Source organism: Streptomyces chryseus (assembly GCF_014650755.1).
GTDB classification, from domain to species: Bacteria; Actinomycetota; Actinomycetes; order Streptomycetales; family Streptomycetaceae; genus Streptomyces; species Streptomyces chryseus.
Genome location: NZ_BMVO01000049.1, coordinates 1 through 20,849 on the forward strand (window position 1 = coordinate 1; position 20,849 = coordinate 20,849).

18 protein-coding genes and 1 riboswitch are annotated in these 20,849 nt (G+C 70.6%); of the genes, 7 read left to right on the top strand and 11 right to left on the bottom strand.

What is annotated here, in order from left to right:
- Nucleotides 1–90: 90 nt before the first annotated feature.
- Complete coding sequence (locus IE185_RS32210; RefSeq protein ID WP_308432847.1) at nucleotides 91–867, bottom strand: ATP-binding protein; 777 nt, start codon at nucleotides 865–867, stop codon at nucleotides 91–93.
- A 93-nt stretch (nucleotides 868–960) separates the two neighbouring features.
- Between IE185_RS32210 and IE185_RS32215 the strand changes: the two genes are divergently transcribed.
- The gene (locus IE185_RS32215; protein ID WP_138898944.1) at nucleotides 961–1,806 is read left to right on the top strand and encodes a helix-turn-helix domain-containing protein; all 846 of its coding nucleotides are present in this window, start codon (nucleotides 961–963) and stop codon (nucleotides 1,804–1,806) included.
- Nucleotides 1,806–2,054, top strand: a complete 249-nt coding sequence (locus IE185_RS32220) for a DUF397 domain-containing protein (RefSeq protein WP_138898943.1) — start codon at nucleotides 1,806–1,808, stop codon at nucleotides 2,052–2,054. Before IE185_RS32215 ends, IE185_RS32220 begins: the two co-directional genes overlap by 1 nt.
- A gap of 22 nt (nucleotides 2,055–2,076) precedes the next feature.
- On the opposite strand, the gene IE185_RS33925 is transcribed toward IE185_RS32220, so the two are convergent.
- On the bottom strand, nucleotides 2,077–2,649 hold the full coding sequence (locus IE185_RS33925; protein ID WP_308432848.1) for a hypothetical protein: 573 nt from the start codon (nucleotides 2,647–2,649) through the stop codon (nucleotides 2,077–2,079).
- A 114-nt stretch (nucleotides 2,650–2,763) separates the two neighbouring features.
- Between IE185_RS33925 and IE185_RS33930 the strand changes: the two genes are divergently transcribed.
- Nucleotides 2,764–2,928, top strand: coding sequence for a hypothetical protein (locus IE185_RS33930; RefSeq protein WP_308432849.1), 165 nt, complete (start codon nucleotides 2,764–2,766; stop codon nucleotides 2,926–2,928).
- An 844-nt stretch (nucleotides 2,929–3,772) separates the two neighbouring features.
- On the opposite strand, the gene IE185_RS32230 is transcribed toward IE185_RS33930, so the two are convergent.
- Nucleotides 3,773–4,690: a S1 family peptidase gene (locus IE185_RS32230; RefSeq protein ID WP_138899665.1), complete on the bottom strand. Its 918-nt coding sequence runs from the start codon at nucleotides 4,688–4,690 to the stop codon at nucleotides 3,773–3,775.
- A gap of 1,058 nt (nucleotides 4,691–5,748) precedes the next feature.
- Complete coding sequence (locus IE185_RS32235) at nucleotides 5,749–7,062, bottom strand: DUF445 domain-containing protein (RefSeq protein ID WP_229843835.1); 1,314 nt, start codon at nucleotides 7,060–7,062, stop codon at nucleotides 5,749–5,751.
- Between the two features lie 215 nt (nucleotides 7,063–7,277).
- On the opposite strand from IE185_RS32235, the gene IE185_RS32240 reads away from it, so the two are divergent.
- Nucleotides 7,278–8,570 carry an SGNH/GDSL hydrolase family protein gene (locus IE185_RS32240; RefSeq protein ID WP_138898370.1) on the top strand — a complete coding sequence of 431 codons (1,293 nt, stop codon included), beginning with the start codon at nucleotides 7,278–7,280 and terminating at the stop codon, nucleotides 8,568–8,570.
- Nucleotides 8,571–8,675: 105 nt separating this feature from the next.
- Here the strand turns inward: IE185_RS32240 and IE185_RS32245 are convergent, their stop codons facing one another.
- The 4 genes from IE185_RS32245 to IE185_RS32260 all read right to left on the bottom strand — a co-directional run bounded on the left by IE185_RS32245 (nucleotide 8,676) and on the right by IE185_RS32260 (nucleotide 12,178).
- A complete protein-coding gene (locus tag IE185_RS32245; RefSeq protein ID WP_138898371.1) occupies nucleotides 8,676–9,374 on the bottom strand; it encodes a DUF1707 SHOCT-like domain-containing protein in 699 nt (232 codons plus the stop codon).
- A gap of 121 nt (nucleotides 9,375–9,495) precedes the next feature.
- Nucleotides 9,496–10,461 carry an ABC transporter ATP-binding protein gene (locus IE185_RS32250; RefSeq protein WP_138909432.1) on the bottom strand — a complete coding sequence of 322 codons (966 nt, stop codon included), beginning with the start codon at nucleotides 10,459–10,461 and terminating at the stop codon, nucleotides 9,496–9,498.
- A gap of 6 nt (nucleotides 10,462–10,467) precedes the next feature.
- Nucleotides 10,468–11,301 (bottom strand): ABC transporter permease, encoded by an 834-nt coding sequence (locus IE185_RS32255; protein ID WP_229843836.1) that lies wholly within the window; start codon nucleotides 11,299–11,301, stop codon nucleotides 10,468–10,470.
- Nucleotides 11,302–11,377: 76 nt separating this feature from the next.
- Nucleotides 11,378–12,178 (bottom strand): ABC transporter permease, encoded by an 801-nt coding sequence (locus IE185_RS32260; RefSeq protein ID WP_138899699.1) that lies wholly within the window; start codon nucleotides 12,176–12,178, stop codon nucleotides 11,378–11,380.
- A gap of 294 nt (nucleotides 12,179–12,472) precedes the next feature.
- On the opposite strand from IE185_RS32260, the gene IE185_RS32265 reads away from it, so the two are divergent.
- Entirely contained in the window at nucleotides 12,473–15,064 is a 2,592-nt protein-coding gene (locus tag IE185_RS32265) for a transglycosylase domain-containing protein (protein WP_189716505.1), read from the top strand.
- An 84-nt stretch (nucleotides 15,065–15,148) separates the two neighbouring features.
- Here the strand turns inward: IE185_RS32265 and IE185_RS32270 are convergent, their stop codons facing one another.
- From IE185_RS32270 to IE185_RS32280, 3 genes are all read right to left on the bottom strand, one after another.
- Nucleotides 15,149–15,469, bottom strand: coding sequence for a DMT family transporter (locus tag IE185_RS32270; protein WP_138897668.1), 321 nt, complete (start codon nucleotides 15,467–15,469; stop codon nucleotides 15,149–15,151).
- A gap of 36 nt (nucleotides 15,470–15,505) precedes the next feature.
- A riboswitch (guanidine-III (ykkC-III) riboswitch) is annotated at nucleotides 15,506–15,571 on the bottom strand.
- Between the two features lie 175 nt (nucleotides 15,572–15,746).
- Nucleotides 15,747–16,082, bottom strand: coding sequence for a GroES family chaperonin (locus IE185_RS32275; protein ID WP_138897667.1), 336 nt, complete (start codon nucleotides 16,080–16,082; stop codon nucleotides 15,747–15,749).
- A 115-nt stretch (nucleotides 16,083–16,197) separates the two neighbouring features.
- Nucleotides 16,198–16,518, bottom strand: a complete 321-nt coding sequence (locus tag IE185_RS32280) for a DUF3618 domain-containing protein (RefSeq protein ID WP_138897666.1) — start codon at nucleotides 16,516–16,518, stop codon at nucleotides 16,198–16,200.
- A 257-nt stretch (nucleotides 16,519–16,775) separates the two neighbouring features.
- On the opposite strand from IE185_RS32280, the gene bcp reads away from it, so the two are divergent.
- Both bcp and proP read left to right on the top strand, forming a co-directional pair.
- Nucleotides 16,776–17,252, top strand: coding sequence for a thioredoxin-dependent thiol peroxidase (gene bcp / locus IE185_RS32285; RefSeq protein WP_138897665.1), 477 nt, complete (start codon nucleotides 16,776–16,778; stop codon nucleotides 17,250–17,252).
- Nucleotides 17,253–17,530: 278 nt separating this feature from the next.
- On the top strand, nucleotides 17,531–19,033 hold the full coding sequence (proP, locus tag IE185_RS32290) for a glycine betaine/L-proline transporter ProP (protein WP_138897664.1): 1,503 nt from the start codon (nucleotides 17,531–17,533) through the stop codon (nucleotides 19,031–19,033).
- Nucleotides 19,034–20,849: the final 1,816 nt, after the last annotated feature.

Consider the following 20,849-nt stretch of genomic DNA (forward strand, 5'->3'; position numbering starts at 1 on the left):
ACACCAGACACGCCAAGATCATCTCACCCCTGACCAGCAGTTACGGGACAAGTCTTAGACAGGTCGCAGCCAAGGAAGCCGCTCGCACGCCTAGTTAGACCCAGCAGCCACCTCGGCCTCAAAGCGCATCTGGGAGCGGTCCAAGATGCGGTCCGCGTCGCAGCCGTGGGCGCGTAGCCAGTGCAGGAGGTCGGTGATCACATCTATCACCACTCCTTCTGTGACGGCTGCGTGCAGGCGGTCGGAGGTACCGAGTGGCTGCGGGGACGTCGTGTGCCCGTAGAGCGAGAGGTACTGCTCTGCCCGCGTCACTCTCAGGCCGCCACTGTGGCCATTCTTCGACGTGAGGGACGTGGGCAGTTCGCACCACGTCACCTTCGAGTCTGCCCTCAGGATGACGCCCCAACGATCCGTGATCGCGTCGATGATCGCCATGCCTCGGCCCGACTCGTCGCCCTCCGTGGCGGCGAGCAGCGTCGGTAGGGCGCGTGCGTCAGGGTCCCGGATTTCGATGCGGAGGCGTGTGCCGGCCATCGAGACGGCGAGCGTCGTGGGCGTCCCCGGGCCGACGTGGGTGAGGACGTTGGTGGCCAGCTCCGTCACGCAGAGCTGCGCGACGTCAGTCAGTTCGGGGAGTCCCCACCGCCTCAGGTGCAGAGCCATGACGTTTCTCAGTCCGGCGACCTCTTCGGCCTGCACAAGGAACGGCAGCTCCCATGCCTTCCGCTGAACCTCACACTGATATTCAGGCATGACGACAGCCCTCACTTTCACGAGTGCGGCAAATGCGCGGCGCAGTCGGCTCATTACCCAGCGTAATAGTGAAACTCTCAAATTGGAACTCTCATCCTCAAGCTCGGGGAGCACGCAGTGGCTTCGCACGCCCCTGGCGTGCGCTGCCTTGCATAGACGGCGGCGCGCCGTGCACGCTCAGGGAGTTCGAGACGAAGGGCCACAACCGTGCCAGTTGGACCGACCACCCGCAGACGCCAGCTCGGCGCTGACTTGCGCCGACTCCGCGAGCGCAAAGGGCTCTCGCTGGAGGAAGCAGGGGCACTCGTCGGCATCTCCAAGGCCACACTGAGCCGATACGAAACCAAGGGTGGGTCGGTGAAGTGGCCTGCCGTGGAGGCCCTTTGCCGCGAGTACTGCGCCTCCGAGCAAGAGCGGCAAACCTTGGTGGAGCTGGCCAAGGAAGCGAAGATCCGCGGATGGTGGCGTTCGCTCGCCGACCCGATCCCGGAGTCGATGAACCTCATGCTCACCCTCGAAGACGAGGTCGTCCGTGAAGATCACTACGCCTGCATGTACGTCCCGGGTCTGCTCCAGACGCGCGCGTACGCCGAGGCGGTGCACCGAGCTTCCGAGATGCGCTGCACCGAGCAGGAGATCGCGCACATGGTCGACATCCGTATGAAGAGGCAGGAGCTCCTCGACCGGCAGGACCCACCGCACATTTCGGCCGTGGTCGACGAGGCGGTCCTGCGCCGCGCGGTCGGTGGGCGCGCTGTGATGCGGGAGCAGCTCCAACACATCGTGGATCTGGCCGAGCGGCCCCACGTCACCGTTCAAGTACTGCCGTTCGCCAGCGGGGCACACGCCGCAGCCGTCGGAAGCTTCGTCATTCTTGGTGGCCAGTCCCCTGAACTTGACGTGGTGTACGTCGACATCATCGGCGGCGGCCTCTTCATGGAGAAGCCCGAGGAACTCGAACGCTATAAGTTGGCGTTCCAGTACTTGAAAGCTCAGGCGCTGGACCTCAGCGCCTCGACCGCACTCCTGAATCAGGCTTCCGAGGAGCTTTGATGGACCACTACGGCATCCACTGGATCAAGTCCTCCTACAGCGGCGGCAGCGGGACCGAGTGCGTCGAGGTGGCGGGGATTGGCGGGTGTACTGCCGTGCGTGATTCGAAGGTGCCTCATGGGGCGCGTCTCGCCGTCCGGGACGAGGCGTGGGCCAGTTTTGTGGGGGCCGTGCGGTGCGGAGATGTCGGGGGCGCGGTAGCTGGGGTGTCGTCCTTCGCGGAGCAGCCGAGCGGGCTGCCGGGCTGATCGCGGTGCGGACGAGAAGTGGCTAGCCGTGGTGCTTGTTCCGGGTGGCCAAGAGGAGGTTGGGGTTCTTCATGGTGAAGAAGGCGGCGCTGGGGACGTAGACCGTCTTGCCCTGGATGGCCACCGACGTGGGGTTTGAGAGGCCGCCGCGTGAGGTGAGGACGATGGCGTGGGTGCCGTCGGGGCGTACCGCGGCGACCTCGCTGCCGAAGATCAGCGCGGCCAGGACCGTGTTGTCGCCGCCGGTGAACTCGAAGTCGTCGATCCCGCGCAGCCCCGTCGCCCTGGTCTCGATCGGGTCGGCCGTGCCGTCCGTCTTCACGGGGATGCGCAGCAGCAGGCCCTTGTCGACGTTGGCCACCCACGCCGCGCCGTGCCGCACCTTGACGCCGTTCGCACCCAGCGCCTCAGCCGGTGCGGTGGGGGGGTGGAGCTTGGTGCCCGTGGCCCACGCCGCCGGCTTGGCGCAGCCGCGGGAGCCGACCTTCGTAGGGATGCGCCACACCGTGCCGAGCACCGAGTCGGCCGCGTAGAGCACGCCGTGGTGCTCGTCGAGCGCCAGACCGTTGGGGAAGCCGGTCTGGGCGGCAGGCACGCGATCTGCCGGGCCGTGTGCGTCTTCGGGTTGACGCGCCATACGCCCGTCAGCTTGGTGCCGGTCGCGTAGTTGACGTACAGAGTCCCGTCCTGCGCCCGTGCGATGCCCGTCGTGACCGGGGCGCCGGTGACCGGGGCGTCCGGGTTCGTCACCGCAGGGAGTTCGGCGAGGATGCGCGGCTCCTGGTGCGGGGCGAGACGGGCGATCTGGCGGGCGAACGCGAACGTCACGTTGGCCGAACCGTCGGGCTCCAGCGCGATGCTCTCCGGCGTCTGACCCGCGGCGAAGTCGAAGTGCTCGACGACCCGCGGGTCCGTCAGCGTCGGGACTTCGGCCGCGGTGGGAGCCGCCGCGAGCGCCGCGAGGGCGACGGCGGCCGTGCGATACCGGCCAGACGTGGGAAGCGGGGCATGGGCTCCTCCGGGTTGCGCTCAGGGTGGCGCTCGGGGCGGGAGAGACGCGCGCGCCCAGAAGAACATGGCGGGTCGTCACTTCCAGGGTGCCGGTCTCCGGTGGGATGACAGATCGCCCGCGTGGCCGATGGGGGCGGGTGGTCCGGGGCGGGTGGTCCGGGCCGGCCGTTCGCGCGCTCGCGTGGCCGACACCGCGCGGGCGGGTGGTCCGGGCCGGGCCGGCAGTTCGCGCTGCCCGCCGCCAGACGCCCGTCGCATGTCGCCCGCCGCCAGACGCCCGTGCCCCGTGCCCCGTCCCCCATCGCCCGTCGCCCGTCGCCCATCGCCCATCGCCCATCGCCCATCGCCCGTTGAACGTGCCGAGGCGTCCGTACGTACTGACTGGCAACTCCCCCATGGGCTGGGCGCGTGGCCGACGACAGGCGGTCATGCGCCCAGCGCGGGTGGGGCGGACGGTGCGGGCGTTGTGTCAGCCCCCTCCAGCCCCAGCCCTGTGCGTGCGGCCCCAGGTCCGGTCCGGCCCCGGCGGGAGTCGCACAGGTAGTACGCCGCCGATACCCCCGCCCCGCCCGTCACCCGCACCCACAGCAGCCGGCGGCTCCGCCGAAGCGGTTCCGCCGGCTGCCGGTGGCCGACCACCTGTGGCAGGTGTCGTCGGGTGCCCGGCCCGGGTCACGCCACGGGCGCCGGGCCAGGCACCCCAAGGGTTAGAAGACGCTCACCCCGTACGCGCTCAGCGCCTCCGTCACCGGCTGGAAGAACGTCGTACCGCCCGACGAGCAGTTGCCGCTGCCGCCCGACGTCAGGCCCAGGGCCGTGGTGCCCGCGAACAGGGAGCCGCCGCTGTCGCCCGGCTCGGCGCAGACGTTGGTCTGGATCAGGCCGTGGACGATGTCGCCGCCGCCGTAGTTGACGGTCGCGTTGAGGCCGGTGACCGTTCCGCCGCGCAGGCCCGTTGTGCTGCCGCTGCGCTGCACCGACTGGCCGACGGAGGCATTGCCCGCGCCGGTGATGTCGCGGTACGAGCCGTTGTAGAGGTAGACCCGGCCGTCCGCGGCGGAGGCGTTGGAGTGGCGGATGAGGCCGTAGTCGTTGGTCGGGAAGCTCGAACCGGCGGTGGAGCCGAGCACCGTCGTCCTGCCGGAGTTCGTGTACCAGGTGCCCGCGCCTTCGGTGCAGTGGCCGGCGGTGAGGGCGTAGTACGTCGAGCCGCTGCGGACGTTGAAGCCGAGCGAGCAGCGGCCGCTGCCGCTGTAGATGGCCTGGCCGCCCGCGATGAGCTTGTTGAACGTGCCGGGCGTGCGCTTGATCTCCAGGGCGTCGGCCTGCGCGCCCGCCGCCTTCTTGATCTTGGCTATCTCGGCGGCCGAGACGGTGTCGTCCGCCGTGACGACGAGCTTGCCCGACGCCTTGTCCGTGTACCACGCGGTACCGGACACGTCCGCGCCGAGCACCGCGTCGCCGGTCTTGGCGAGCTGGGCCGCGGTCGCCCGTACGCCGTCGCCCGCTTCCGCCGAGGCGATCGGGGTGGCAAGCGCGGAGACGGTCAGCAGAGTCGACGCGACGGCGATCAGCCGTGCACGTCTTCCGACGCCGCCGAGGGGAGAGAGGCGCTTGAAGTTCACTACATCCTCCGGTGGGGGATCCCAGGGGCCCGCTGGGTGGGCGGGCCCGTCAGTACGCCGATGCGGCCGACCATCCGTAGCGGTCATGAGCCTGACAGGCGGCGTGGTAGGAATCCTGGGGTCCTGTTGAGTCGTCAACAAGAGCGCCTTTCAGCCGCTCTACGCGCGCCCACCAGCGACATGTCGAGGACGGCGGTACGACGTCCGGGACGGCCCCGGGCCCGACGAGAACCGTGGCGGCGTGGCCTGCCCGGCGCGCGTGCCGTCCTGGAGGGCCGGCGACAGCAGCCACCATTTGCTGATCTGTCGTCAGCTTGTGCGCGCGTCGGGACGGTGGCGGTACGTGGCCGCAGCGCCGCCGGACCGGCAACCGGAGCGCGGACTGCCAGTTCCGCTGTTCAGGGGCACCGGGACCGGACGGATCGCTTCCGGACGGGCTCGCGGGCGTCCTCGGCCGTGCGGGCCCCGCCCCCGGCGGACTACCGTCGAAGGCCGTGGCGTTTGCACATACGCCCCGCCAATCCTCAGCCGCTCCTTGTGCACCGCCCGCCCCACACCACCCCACCGCCCGGCCGCCGAAGCATCCTCCGGCGGAGCGGGTCCGCGCGCCCGGTGCTCAGCGTTCGTGCGGCGTTATGCCGCTATCCCTCCCGTTCGTACGGCGGGTGCGCCTGTCCGGTTCTGGCCAGTTGCGCGGCGTACCGCGTTCGTGCCCACGTCGCATGCGTCGCTCACGTCGCCCCCGGCGCCTGTACACGCGGTCGGGCACGAACGCGGGTGCCCGTCAGCGCCCGCCGCACCCCGCCCGCCCACGCTCGCCCCTCCTCGGCCCGCCGTTGAACGCCCCGCGCCCCCCGTCCGTACTCCCTGGCAAGTCCCCCACAGCCGGGCGCGGGACCACCGACCGGTGGCCCCGCGCCCGGCACACTGCCCCGCAGACCGCGCCCGGCACACTGCCCCGCAGGCCGTGCCCGGAACACCGCGCCGCCTCACGCCCGCACCCGGACGCCGCGGCCACCTCGCCGACCAACGGCCGAACCGCTCACCCGCCTGGCCGCCTACCCGCCCACCGCATGCGACACGGTGTAGATCAGCAGGCCCGCCAGCGCGCCGACCACCGTGCCGTTGATCCTGATGAACTGAAGGTCCCGGCCGATGTGCGCCTCGATCTTCTTCGACGTGTGCTCCGCGTCCCAGCCGGCCACCGTGTCGCTGATCAGCGAAGTGATCTCGCCGCGGTACGTCGTCACCACGTACACCGCCGCGTCCTCCAGCCACCCGTCCAGCTTCCCCTGCAGCCGTCCGTCCGTCGCCAGCCGCCGGCCCAGCGAGAGCAGCGAGGACCGCACCCGCAGGCGCAGTTCGCTCTGCTCGTCCTCGGCCGCCGAGATGATCATGGTGCGTACGGACGCCCACGCCGAGGCGATCACGTCCTGCACCTCGCCCCGCCCCAGGATCTCCGACTTCAGCCGCTCGACCCTCGCCCGGGTGTCCGCGTCCGACTGGAGGTCGGAGGCGAAATCCGTCAGGAAGCGGTCGATCGCGCCGCGTGCCGGGTGGTCCGGCTCGTCGCGCATCTCGGAGATGAAGCGCAGCAGTTCCTTGTAGACGCGGTCGCCGACCTTGCGGTCCACGAAGCGTGGCGTCCAGCCCGGCGCCCCGCCCTCGATCGCCTCCATCACGGAGTCCGCGTGGTGCACCAGCCAGGCGTAGGCACGGGTGCAGATCAGGTCGACCGCGCGGTCGTGCGCACCGTCCGCGACGATGTTCTCCAGCGCCTTCCCGATGCCCGGCGCGACCTCCGCCGCGTCCGCCCGCCGCGTGATCGCCTCCCCGACGACCGCCTGCACGTCGGAGTCGCGCAGGACGGTCAGCGCGCCGCGCAGGGCCGTGGACAGCTCCTCCGTCACCCGGTCGGCGTGGTCCGGCTCCGCGAGCCACGTCCCGACCCGGGAGCCGACGCCGATGGCGCGCAGGCGGGTGCGTACGACGTCCTCGCTGAGGAAGTTCTCGCCGACGAAGGACCCCAGCGTCGTGCCCAGCTGGTCCTTCTTCGTCGGGATGATCGCGGTGTGCGGGATGGGCAGGCCCATCGGGCGTTTGAAGAGGGCCGTCACGGCGAACCAGTCCGCCAGCGCGCCCACCATGCCCGCCTCCGCCGCCGCCGCGACGTACGCCGGCCAGCCGCCGACGCCCGACCGCTCCGCCCACGTCGCCAGGACATAAATCACAGCGACCAGGAGCAGCAGCCCGGTGGCCGTCGCCTTCATGCGGCGTACGCCCTGGCGCTTCTCCTCGTCGGCCGCGCTGTACGCGAAGGGCGGGAGGGGGGCGGCAGCGGACCCGGACCCGGAAACCCCCTGGTCGGACATGCCGTCAGTTCCCGTCGTCTTGCTATCCATCCGCTCCACCCGTCCGCCTGGTACGCCGTCTCGTGCGCACCGTCTCGTACCTGAGTTTCCCTACCTGACCTACTCGTGGAACGCACGGGGAGTTCCCGGCGTCTACCAGGGCGGTGCAATGGCGCATCATGGAGTGAGTTCGAACGGAGCCTCGGGCTCCCTGCGCCCGAGGAGATACACCGAGCATGACCAAGCGCAACGGTTATGCCTTGCTCGCCGCGCTCGCCGCGGTGGTTGTCCTCATTTCGGGGGCCGTATTCGCCGGAGCGACGCTCGGCGGTCACGGCCCTGACGACGACACACAGGCCCGTCCCCGCACGCCGCTCCGTTCCGCGGCACCCGCCACCTCCGCGTCCTGGATCGGCACCTGGTCCACCGCGCCCGCCTTCGCCGAGCCCGGTACGGAGCAAGGTTTCCCCGGGCGTTCTATTCGTAACGTCGTACACACCAGCATCGGTGGCACCAGCGCCCGCATCACCCTCTCCAACCTCTTCGGCGTACAGCCGCTGCGCATCACCCACGCCTCGATCGCCGTCGCCGCCACCCCCGGCGCCCCGACCGCCGCGAACGGCACGATGCGCCGCCTGCTCTTCGGCGGCTCTCCCTCGGTCGTGATCCCGCCCGGCGGACAGGTCGTCAGCGACCCGGCCCTGCTGAAGGTGCCGTACGACGGGGACCTGCTGGTCACCACCTACTCCCCCACGCCCAGCGGCCCGGTGACGCACCATCCGCGGGCCCGTCAGACGTCGTACCTCGCGGAGGGCGACCGCACCGAGGACCCGCTCGGCAACGCCTACAGCGGGCAGACGCCGTACTGGCGCTACCTCACGGCCGTCGACGTCCTGAACGGCAGGGCGGAGGGCGCGGTCGTCGTCATCGGCGACTCGATCACCGACGGCGTCACCTCCACGGCCGGCGCGAACCGCCGCTGGACGGACGTCCTCGCCGACCGCCTCGACGGGCGCTACGGCGTGCTCAACGCGGGCATCAGTGGCAACCGGCTGCTCAGCGACGGTACGGGCCCGAGCGGCCTCGCCCGCTTCGACCGTGACGTGCTCTCACGCTCCGGCGCCAAGGCGGTCGTCGTCGTCCTCGGCATCAACGACATCCTGCGACCGCCGCACGAGCTCGACCCGGCGCGCATCACGTCGGGCCTCGAACAGCTCGCCCGGCAGGCGCGGGCGCGCGGTCTGCGCGTGGTCGGCTCGACGATCATGCCGTTCGAGGGCACCCGGGCGCACACGCCGCGGCTCGAAGCGGTGCGGGACAGCGTCAATGAGGCGATCCGCACGCGCGGCATCTTCGACGCGGTCGTGGACTTCGACGAGGCGCTGCGCGACCCGTACGCCCCGGACCGGCTCCTGCCGGCGTACGACTCCGGCGACCACCTGCACCCGAGCGACGAGGGCTACCGGCGCATGGGCACGGCGTTCGACCTCGCCGCCCTGAACAGGAGCGCGGACGCCGCGGGGGTGTGAGAGGGCGGCTGGGGCCGGCCCGGGAGGCTGGGGCCGGCCCGGGAGCCGGGAGCCGGCCCGAGAGGCCGGGCCGACCCGGGAGCCGGGGCCGGCCTCCCTTGCGAGTCAGCCGAGCTCCTTGCGCTCCGCCTCCGCCTTCTTCGCCAGCTTCTCCTGCTTGCGCGCCTCCTTGAGGCGCTGCTTCTCCGCCCGCGTGATCTTGCGCTCGACGCCCACCCCGCCCATCAGGGCGAACCCGGTGATCGTCACGCGCGGCGAGTCCGGCGCCACCGGCTCCGTCGACTGCGTGGTCAGGTCCCCGAAGCCGCCCATGAAGCCGACGCCCTTGACGTTCACGTCCAGGCCCGGCGGCACCGTGACGGCGATCCCGCCCATGATCGCGAAGCAGCGGATCACGGTGTCGCGCTCCTCGAAGCGCGCCTCGCGCAGGTCGATCTCGCCGCCGCCCATCATCGCGAACCCCGTGAACCGGCGGCCCACGGTCCACGTGCCCTTGCGGCCGAAGCCGCCCCAGAAGGCGAAGCCGCCGCGCGAGGTGGCCGGTCCGCCGATCCGGCCCGCCCAGGAGGCCGGCACACCGGACGAGGCGGCGGACACGGCGGCCGGGACGCCCGTGCCCGGCACCGGAAGGTCCCGGACCAGCGGCTCGAGCTCTCCGTGCGTGCGCGCCTTGTAGACGGCGTCCAGGCGCTGGTCGAACTCCTCCATGTCCAGCCGCCCCTCGGCGACCGCCTCACGCAGCACCTCTGCGACCCGCTCGCGCTCGGCGTCGGAGGCGCGCATTTCCGGAAGTCCACTGGTCATACGCTCCAGCCTAGTCAACTCGCGCGCCCCGTCCCAGCGTTCGTGGCGGCATCTGGGCCGGGCAGCGGTTCACAGCCCCGGCGTGCACGGCGGCGACCGGGCCGGGCGGCGGTCCGCAGGTTCAGAGCGCCGACCGGTCCGCGTACATCTTCGCGATCACCGCCTCGATGTCCGGCTCCCGCACCGACAGGTCCACCAGCGGGTACCGCTGCGCCACCGCCGCCACCAGCGGCGCCGCCGAAACCGACGCCGGGAACGCCAGCCACTGCCGGGGCCCCTCCACCTTCAGCACCCGCGCCCCCGCCACCTCGACCGGCGGCAGCTCGCGCTCCAGGTCCACCACCAGGGTCCGTTCGCTCTCGCCCACCTCGTGCAGCCCGGCGAGCGCCCCGTCGTACACCAGCCGCCCGTGGTCGATGACCATCACGCGCTTGCACAGCTGCTCGATGTCGGTCAGGTCGTGGGTCGTCAGCAGGACCGTCGTACCGCGCTCGGCGTTCAGGTCGCGCAGGAAGTCGCGCACCTTCGCCTTGGAGATCACGTCCAGGCCGATCGTCGGCTCGTCGAGATACAGCACCTCCGGGTCGTGCAGCAGCGCCGCCGCGATGTCGCCGCGCATCCGCTGCCCCAGCGACAGCTGCCGTACCGGTACGTCCAGCAGCTCGCCCAGGTCGAGCTGTTCGACGCAGCGAGCCATGTTGGCCTTGAAACGGTCGTCGGGGATGCGGTACATCCGGTGCATCAGCCGGTACGAGTCGCGCAGCGGCAGGTCCCACCACAGCGTCGTCCGCTGCCCGAACACCACGCCGATGTGCCGCGCCAGCCGCGTCCGCTCCCGTGCCGGGTCGATGCCCGCCACCCGCACCCGCCCCCCGCTGGGGGTGAGGATGCCGGTGAGCATCTTGATGGTGGTGGACTTGCCCGCGCCGTTCGGTCCGATGTAGCCGACCATCTCACCGCGCGGGACGGTGAAGCTGATCCCGTCGACCGCCCGCACCCGCGTCTTCTCCCGCCGCAACCGGCCCGTTCTGCGGCGTACGTCGAAGACCTTCTCGACGCCGTCCAACGCGATGAAGTCACTTTCCATACGGCATCAGCTCCCCGTGCTGCGGTACGAACGAAGGCCCACCCGCCACGCCGCCCCGGCCGGCACGCAGCACACCCCCGCCACCACCGGCGGCAGGAACGCGAACCAGGACGGCAGGTCGAGGGGGTACGGCAGGTCCAGCACGTACAGCGCCGGGATCCAGTTGACGAAGGCCAGCGGCAGCACGAACGTCACCCCGCGCACGAGGTCCTTCGCGAAGACCGTCGGCGGGTACTGGAGCATCGTGGTGCCGCCGTACGTGAAGGAGTTCTGCACCTCCGACGCGTCCTGCGCCCAGAACTGGAACGCCGCCCCCGCCACGAACACCGACGCGAAGATCACCGCCCCGCTCAGGATCATCACCGGCACCAGGAGCACCTTCAGCGGCGTCCACGCGATGTCCAGCACCACCAGCGCGTACCCGAGCACCAGCAGCCCCTGCGTGACCCGCCCCAGCCTGCGCAGCGCGAAGCGGTCGGCCGCGATCTGCGCGAGGACCGGGACGGGGCGTACGAGCAGGGTGTCGAGCGTGCCGTCGCGCACCCGTCGGCCCAGCCGGTCCATCGACCCCATCACCAGGTCGGCCAGCCCGAAGGCGGCGCCCGCCGTCCCGTACAGGAAGGCCACCTCGGGCAGCGTGTAGCCGCCCAGCGCGTCGACGTGGGAGAACATCAGCAGGATGCCGACGAAGTCGAGACCGGTCGCCGCGAAGTTGCCGAAGGCCGCCATCGCGAAGGAGGCCCGGTACGCCATCGTCGAGCGGATCCACATCGCCGCGATCATCCGGTACGCCCGGATCCCGGCCCGCAGCTGCCCGACGGCACCGAGCTTCTCCCCCACCCCACCGGTCCCCGCCTCACCGGTCCCCGCCGCCGCGGTGGCCTGCGTCGCCTCGGCCTCAGTTCCAGCCTCGACCTCAGCCACCCTGGACCACCACCCTGCGCGTCGCGACGGACTGGAGCAGCCGCCCGGCCGTCAGCAGCACCGCCGCCCAGCCGAGCTGGAAGCCGTACGCCTGGACCAGGCCCCAGCCCGTGTGCTTGCCGAGGAGGACGTCGGCCGGGATCTGGAGCAGCGCCGACCAGGGCAGCACCTGCGCGAGTGCCCCGAGACCGCCGGGGAACAGGGTGAGCGGCAGCACCATGCCGGAGAAGAAGAGACCGACGAGCCAGGTGATCTGCGCCACGCCCGCCCCGTCGAGCAGCCAGAACGCGGACAGCGCCACCAGGAAGCGGATCGCGAAACTGACCACGACACCGAGCGCGACGGCGCACAGGAAGGCGACCCATACGAGCGGATCAGCGGGCAGCGCCAGATCGAAGGCGAGCGCGCCGAGCGCCATCGGCACGACGCCGCGCCCGAGCAGATGGAAGGCGGCCCGCCCCAGGTCGCTCGCCAGCCAGAAGAGCTGGAGGTCGGCGGGGCGGTAGAGGTCGATCGCGATGTCGCCGGTACGGATCCGTTCCATCAGCTCGTTCTCGAAGCCGCCGCCCATCATGGCGGTGGTCATCAGCAGCGCCTGCCCGATCCACACATAGGTGACCGCCTGCGACAGGTCGTACCCGCCGAGCTGCGGGCGCTCGTCCCACAGGGCCGTGAAGGTGTACGCCACGATGAAGCCGAAGACGGTGTTGGTGAACACACCGGCCGCCGTCGCCACCCGGTAGGTCGCGTACCGCCGGAAGCCACCGGCCGCGACGACCGCGTACACCCGCACCCCGACCGCCCCCGTCTTCCTCGAAGTCCGCGCCCCAAGCCCAAAGCCGCGAGTGGCGAGCCCCAGGCAGGCCCCACCCCCGGCCCCATGGCCCGAGGCCCACAGCATTGAGCCTCAAGCCCCAAAACGCCCGACCCTAGCCCAATGGGGTCAGCCGCCGCAGGCTTTTGGGTCCGCCGCTTCGAAGCCGCACCCCTGGATACGTGCACTATGGGCGTACAGCCGAATCGCCCGATACGACACCGTCATGCCGGAGAGTGAACCTCTGGCCACGCCCAGGGAGTCTCCACCAGCATGAGCGACGAGCCACAGCAGCCCCAGGGGTGGGCGCCCCGGGACCCCTCCGACCCCACGGGCCACGAGGGAAAGCCGGCCAAGAAGAACAAGACCGGCGAGCGGGAGGAGAACGGCAAGAAGATCCGCCCCAGGCGCACCGGCCTGCGCCGCCTGATCCCGACCTGGCGGATGCTCCTCGGCACGTTCCTGCTACTGGCCCTGCTCCTGATCGGCGCGTTCCTCGCGGGCTACACGCTCGTCAAGATCCCTGCCGCCAACAGCGCCGCCGTCTCCCAGAGCAACGTCTACCTCTACGCCGACGGCTCCCAGCTCGCCCGCGACGGCGAGGTCAACCGCGAGAACGTCAAGCTCGCGCAGGTCCCCAAGACCGTCCAGCACGCCGTACTGGCCGCCGAGGACCGCGACTTCCACTCCGAGCGGGCCGTCGACCCCCAGGCGATGCTCCGCGCCGGCTGGAACACCGTCACCGGCAAGGGCAAGCAGTCCGGCTCGACCATCACGCAGCAGTACGTCAAGAACTACTACCTCGGCCAGGAACAGACGGTCACCCGCAAGGTGAAGGAGTTCTTCATCTCGATCAAGCTCGATCGCGAGGAGAGCAAGAACGACATCTTCGAGGGGTACCTGAACACCAGCTACTTCGGGCGCAACGCCTACGGCATCCAGGCCGCCGCCCACGCGTACTACGGCAAGGACATCGACGAGGTCACCACCGCCGAGGGCGCCTACCTCGCCTCGCTGCTCAACGCCCCCAGCGCGTACGACGTCACCACGCACCCCGAGAACAGGGCCGCCGCCCAAAGCCGCTGGAACTACGTACTCGACGGCATGGTCAAGGAGGACTGGCTCAGCCCCGCCGACCGCGCCGCCGCGAAGTTCCCTGCACCGCACGAGGCGAAGCCGGCCTCCGGACTCTCCGGCCAGCGCGGGTACATCGTGCAGGCCGTCGAGGACTACCTCACCAAGAACAAGATCATGGACGAGGACACGCTGGCCACCGGCGGCTACCGCATCACCACGACCCTGGAGAAGTCCAAGCAGGACGCCTTCGCCGAGGCCGTCGACGACAAGGTGATGTCGCAGACGAGCAAGGACCGCAAGGCCGACCGCAACGTACGCGTCGGCGGCGCCTCCATCGACCCCGCCAGCGGCAAGGTCGTCGCGATGTACGGCGGCATCGACTACACGAAGCAGTACGTGAACAACGCGACGCGCCGCGACTACCAGGTCGGCTCCACCTTCAAGCCGTTCGTCTTCACGTCCGCCGTCGAGAACGGCTCCACCACCCAGGACGGCGTGCAGATCACCCCGAACACCCTCTACGACGGCACGAACAAGCGGATGGTGGAAGGCCCCAACGGCCCCACCGGGTACGCCCCGGAGAACGAGGACCAGGGCTCGTACGGCCCGGTGACCGTCCGCACCGCCACCGACAAGTCCATCAACTCCGTGTACGCGCAGATGGCGCAGGACGTCGGCCCGGCCAAGGTCAAGGACACCGCCGTAGCCCTCGGCATCCCCGAGAACACCCCGAGCCTCGACGCGTACCCGTCGATCGCGCTCGGCGTCGCCACCGCCAGCGTCCTCGACATGACGGAGGCGTACGCGACACTCGCCAACCACGGGCGGCACGGCACGTACACGATCGTCGACAAGATCACGAAGAACGGGCAGAACATCGCCCTGCCCCCGGCGGACGCCGACTCGGACTCCGGTTCTGGTTCCGGTTCGGGCTCTGGTTCTGGTTCTGGTTCTGGTTCTGGTTCCAGCTCTGGTACCGACGGCGGCTCGGGCCGTGGCTCGGGCTCCGGGCAGGGCGTCTCCCGCGAGGCGGCCGACACCACGACGTCGATCCTCAGGAGCGTCGTCGACGGCGGTACGGGCACGGCGGCCCAGTCCGCCGGCCGCCCGGCAGCGGGCAAGACCGGCACCGCCGAGGAGGACAAGGCCGCCTGGTTCGCCGGCTACACGCCCGACCTGGCGACGGTCGTCGCGGTGATGGGCCAGGACCCGGAAACCGGCGTGCAGAAGCCGCTGTACGGGGCGCTGGGGCAGGCACGCATCAACGGCGGCGGCGCGCCCGCGCAGATCTGGGGCCAGTTCACGGCCGCGGCGCTCGAAGGCAAGCCGGTGCAGGAGTTCGACCTGCAGACGGCGGCCGGCGCCGACGAGTCGGCCCCGCCGACGTCCGAGCAGCCGGGCACCGGTGAACCCGACGCATCCGGCGAGCCGCCCGCCAGCGACGGCCCGGACGACCCGACCCGCAGCCCCACGACCGGCGGCGGCCAGGACACGGGCGGCACCACGGACACCGGCGGCGGCACCGGCACGCCCGGCACCGACGGCGGCACCACGGACGGCGGCGGCACGGAAGGCGGCGGCGACACGGGTGGTACAGGCGGTACGGGTGGCACGGACACCGGCGGCGGGACCGACACCGGCGGCACGGAAGGCGGCGCCGACACCGGCGGCACGACCGACGGCGGAACGACGGACACCGGCGGCACCGAAGGCGGCACCGACTCGGGCGGCACCACCGGCCCACCGACCGACGGCGGCACACGGAACGGTCCGCGCAGCCGCGCCTGAGGCGCTTGGCTGCCGGACGGTCCTGGTGACCGCAGGGGTTCCAGCCCCAGTGATCCCAGTGATCCCAGTGTGGCCCCAATGACCCTAGTGACCTGAGGTCGCCTTCAAGCCCACGACCGCGACCAGCAGCAGACACACGAAGAAGATCCGGGCGGCGGTGGCCGGCTCACCGAGCACCACCATGCCGAGCACCGCCGCACCGGCCGCGCCGATACCGACCCACACGCCGTACGCCGTACCGATCGGCAGCGTCTTGGCGGCGTGCGACAGCAACATCATGCTCGCGACGATCCCCGCGCCCGTGAACACGCTGGGCCAGAGCCTCGTGAAACCGTCGGTGTACTTCATCCCGATCGACCAACCGACCTCGAGCAGACCGGCGACGACGAGCAGAACCCAGGCCATGACAGGCACCTCCGAAACGAAACGCGAGTGCAACGGGGTGCGTCGTCTTTGCCTTGGTAACCCGGTACGGCGCGTCTCGTCGGGGGTGTTTCCAACATAGCAAAGGGCAGCGACAGGGGCCGGTGACCTCGATCACCGGGTCACCGGCCCCACACACAGGCACCCTCGGCCGCCGCGCGGCAGCTCGCGCCTACAAGTTCAACGTGCCTACGAATAGAACGTCCCTACGAGCACAACGTGGCCCCGCGAGTACAGCGTCCCTGCGAGTACAGCGTCCCTACAAGTACAGGCCGGTCGAGTCCTCCGAGACCCGCTCGGAAGCCACCGCGTGCAGGTCCCGCTCCCGCATCAGCACGTACGGAATGCCGCGCACCTCGACCTCGGCCCGGTCCTCCGGGTCGTACAACACCCGGTCGCCGGGCTCCACGGTCCGTACGTTCTGGCCGACCGCGACCACCTCGGCCCAGGCCAGCCGCTTGCCGACCGCGGCGGTCGCCGGAATAAGAATGCCGCCGCCCGAGCGGCGCTCGCCCTCGGGAGTGTCCGACCTGACCAGCACCCGGTCGTGCAGCATCCGGATGGGCAGCTTGTCGTGCGTGGTGTTCTCGCTCACGCCCCGAACCTACCTGTCCTCGCGCCCGCGCCCGCCATCGGCCGCAGGGTCAATCGCCCGCAAGGTCCATCAGTCCGGAGTGTCCATCAGGCCGGTGTGTCCATCAGGCGGGCAGTCAGCCGCGCCTGCGTCGCGCGGACAGGGCGAGCAGCCCCACGAGCCCCACGGCCACCAGCGCCACCGGGACGAGCCGCTCCAGACGCGGCGAGCCGTCCTCGTCCACGAACTGCGCCTTCACGTCGGACACCGCCCGGTTCACCGCGACGAACGCCCTGCCCGCGGTGTGGTCGACGGTCGACGCGACTCTGGCCTTCGCGTCTCCGACCATCGTCTTCGGGTGCAGCCGCACCCCGATCTCGTCGAGCGTGACGGCCAGCCGGTCACGCCGGCTCTTGATGTCCGCCTCGATCTGCGCAGGGGTCCTGGCATCCGACACTGCGCTGCCTCCGTGGTCGTGGGCCGAATCCGGTAGTCCTTCATCGACAGTCTGTCAGCTCGGCCCGTCCCCTACCCCACGGCACCCCCATTACGCTCGGGACCGTACCCGCGCGCGACAGAACGGCGGACCGACGCAGACCGGCACAGACCGGAGCAGACTGCCACCGCGAGGCGCGGGCAGGCGCCGAGAGACACCGACAGGTGCCGATGGGCGCCGACAGACGCGCACACCCCCGTACGAGGAGACCGAACCCGATGAGCGAGCGACTCCAGCCCGGCGACACCGCCCCCGACTTCACCCTGCCCGACGCCGACGGAACCGAGATCTCCCTCGCCGCGTACAAGGGCCGCAAGGTCATCGTCTACTTCTACCCGGCAGCCCTGACCCCCGGCTGCACCAAGCAGGCCTGCGACTTCACCGACAACCTGGAGTTGCTGGCCGGCGCGGGATACGACGTCATCGGCGTGTCCCCGGACAAGCCGGAGAAGCTCGCGAAGTTCCGCGACAAGGAGGCCCTCAAGGTCACGCTCGTCGGTGACCCCTCCAAGGAGGTCCTCACCGCGTACGGGGCCTTCGGCGAGAAGAAGCTGTACGGCAAGACGGTGACCGGGGTGATCCGCTCGACGATCGTGGTGGACGAGGACGGCAAGGTGGAGCGGGCTCTCTACAACGTGAAGGCGACCGGCCACGTGGCGAAGGTCATCAAGGACTTGGGCATCCCGGCGGCCTGACCGACAGCCGCCGTCGCCTGAACCGACACCTGCACGTCGCCTGAACCGACAGCCGCGCGTCGCCTGAACCGACACCTGCGCTGCGGCCGGCACTGCGGCCTGCGCTGGGGCCGCAGTGCCGCCGGACCGGCGCCCGCACCGGGTATCTCGACCGGGGCACCCCGGCCCGGGGGCACTGTGACCAAGGTCCCGGAACCGGGGACCCCGGTTTGGAGCAACGAATTGAAGGCAGAGGTTCCACTTGGGCATGGAAACGCGTCCGAGGAAAGGAACCTGCCATGGCGGCCACCGGCCCCGGCCCCGACCACGGGGCCGATCCCGCAGCGATCAAGCGCCATCGCACCCTCTTCCGCGCCGCCAGGAGACGGAAGAACCCGCCGCTGCGCCGCTCCGACATCACCATCACCGACGAGGCGGCGGTCAAGCGAGCCGTCAAAGCCGCCTCGCTCGGCAACGCCATGGAATGGTTCGACTTCGGCATCTACAGCTACCTGGCGGTGACGATCGGCCACGTCTTCTTCCCGCCCGGGAACGACACGGCCCAGCTCCTCTCCTCCTTCGCGACCTTCGCCGTCGCGTTCCTTGTGCGCCCCATCGGCGGCATGGTCTTCGGCCCCATGGGCGACCGGCTGGGCCGCAAGAAGGTCCTCGCCCTGACGATGATCCTGATGGCCATCGGCACGTTCGCCATCGGCCTCATTCCGTCGTACGCCTCGATCGGCTTCTGGGCGCCGGTGCTGCTCATCCTCTTCCGGCTGGTGCAGGGCTTCTCGACGGGCGGTGAGTACGGCGGCGCGTCGACGTTCATCGCGGAGTACGCCCCCGACAAGCGCCGGGGCTTCTTCGGCAGCTTCCTGGAATTCGGCACCCTGGCCGGCTACACCGGCGCGGCCGGCCTCGTCACCGTACTGACCGCCTGGCTCGGCTCGGACGCCATGGAGGCTTGGGGCTGGCGCATTCCGTTCCTGGTCGCGGGCCCGCTCGGCCTCGTCGGCCTCTACCTGCGGCTGCGCCTGGACGAGACCCCCGCCTTCCAGAAGCTGGAGAGCGGAAACGTCCGCGCGTCCGAGGCCGCCGACGCCGTGGAAGCCACGGCCAAGGGTGACCTGGCGAGGATCTTCCGGCAGTACTGGCCGACGCTGATCCTGTGCATCGCCCTCGTCGGCGCGTACAACGTCACCGACTACATGCTGCTGTCCTACATGCCGACGTACCTCTCCGACGAACTCGGCTACAGCGAGACGCACGGCCTGCTGATCCTGCTGGGTGTCATGGTCTGTCTGATGGCGGTCATCAGCCAGGTCGGCCGCCTCAACGACCGTTTCGGCCGCAAGCCGCTGCTGATGACGGGCATGCTGGGGTTCTTCTTCCTGTCCCTCCCGTCCTTCCTCCTCATCAAGCAGGGCAGCGTCCCGGCGATCACCGCCGGCATGCTGATGCTGGGCCTGTCCCTGGTGTGCCTGCTGGGCACGATGTCGGCGGCGCTCCCGGCCCTGTTCCCGACGAACGTCAGGTACGGCTCCCTGTCGGTCGGCTACAACCTCTCCGCGTCCCTCTTCGGTGGAACGACACCGCTGGTGATCACCGGCCTCATCAGCCTCACGGGCAACAACCTCATGCCGGCGTACTACTCGATGGCGGCGGCACTCATCGGGATCATCGCGGTGGCCTGCATGAAGGAGACGGCCCAGAAACCACTGGAAGGCTCCCCGCCGTCGGTCGAGACGAAGGAGGAGGCGGCGGAACTGGTAGCTGCCCAGGCCCCGGAACCGAGGTTCTGAGACGGGGGCGTTGACGGCCGGGGGTACCACGGGTTGCTTCTGGGGGGTGGGGCTGGGGGCGTACCACTGGTTGTTCGGCGGGATGGTTCTTGGGCCGTCCCTGGCGCTTCAGGGTCGGTGGGCCGGGGTGGTGCGTCAAGGGCGCTCCTGCGTCGCGTCGCCTTCGGCGATTGCGCTTCGCTTCACCCTTGACCCACCACCCCGGCCCACCGCTGACGCTCAACAGGGGACGGCCCAAGAAAAACGCCCAGCACGGCAGCGGGTCTGTTGGTGCGGGTGGGTTTGGTGGCTGTCGGGTGTGTGGGTGGGGCGCGGTAGCTTCCGGGGGTGGTGCGGCCCCAGTCTCGGCGGGTGCGGCGACGGTTGTTGGTGCGACACCACCATTCCGACGTACACATTGCACCCAGGCCGGTGGGCGGCCGCGCTGTCGGGGCGACCTGCGGACCGTGCTGCCTGCGGGTGGGGCGCGGTAGTGGGGTGGGGTGACTCGGGTGGGGTGGCGTCCACCCCCACCGGAGACCGCCCGGACCACAAGCACGGTGCTGGGGTGAGTGGGCGGAAGGGCACCCAGGGAGTGGGAGGAGGAGGGGGCCTGCCGACGGCCCAGAGGGCCGAGCCGGCCGAAGACACCTGTCAACCCGTACCAGCGGGGCAGTCAGCCGCCCCTGCGCGGACGCGATGAACCAAAACCAACAGAAGACGAACCCCTACGCCCACAATGCCCGACTTGCCCCCTGCGCGGAGGGGTGGATGTGCGTCGACTGTCGGGTTAGCTCCACGCGAGCCCCTCAACACGGCTCGACAGGGCGTGAGCCGCCCCGCCCGGCCCGACAGGCGGGCGTTCCGCCGTCACATCAACCACACCCGCCCCACCGGACGCCGGGTGTCGAAGATGACCGTGGTCCGTCCTGCCGTCGCGCCGCGCGACGGCAGGGCAGGCGGTCGTGGTCGCTTCAACAGCTGCCGCAGAGAGCCGAAATGGACTCAACCCGACAGTTGATGAAAGCCGACGCCTCTCCCACCCCGTCAGTCACACCCGTACGGCTTCGGTTCGTCATCTGTGGGTTTTGGTTCATCACGGCACAACGGCACGACGACTCGACGGTGTCGACGGCTCCACGGCATCGGCGGTTTGACGACCCTCCGCGCCGCCGTGCGACCACGCCCCATCACTGCCCGCTGCTCCAATCACACTGGCCGCCGCTTCGAATGCCGTCGTTGCGGGTGGCCGTGGCTCTCCACCCACTCACTCCAGCAACCAGCCTGTGGTCCGGGCGGTTTCCGGTGGGGGTGGACGCCGAACCGGCCCGAGTCACCCCATTCCACTCTCGCGCCCCACCCGCAGACAGCACGATCCGGCAGGTCGCCCAGCAAGCCCGGCCACTCACCGGCCGGGGTGCACGTGTACGTCGGAACGGTGGTGTCGCACCAACAACCGTCGCCGCACCCGCTGAGACTGGGGCCGCACCACCCCCAGACCGACCGCGCCCCCCCCCACCACACACCCGCCGCCCGGCAACGGCGCGCGACCACTCCCCGAGCCTTCCCCGTGGGCTTCCTTCCGGGGGCCGCCCCCCTGAAGCAATGCGGCGGAGGTCCGGCGGTCAAGGGTCAAAGCGAAGCGCAATCGCCGAAGGCGACGCGACGCAGGAGCGCCCTTGACGGCCGGACCTCCGACGCCACACTCCCGAAAAGGCGGCCCCCACACCAGAAACAACCACCGCCCCCGCCACACCAACGCCCCCGCACCCACCCCCCACCCCCACACCCGCCGCAGCCCCGTACCCCGCCCCGCCACCCCCGCCCCCCCCGCAAC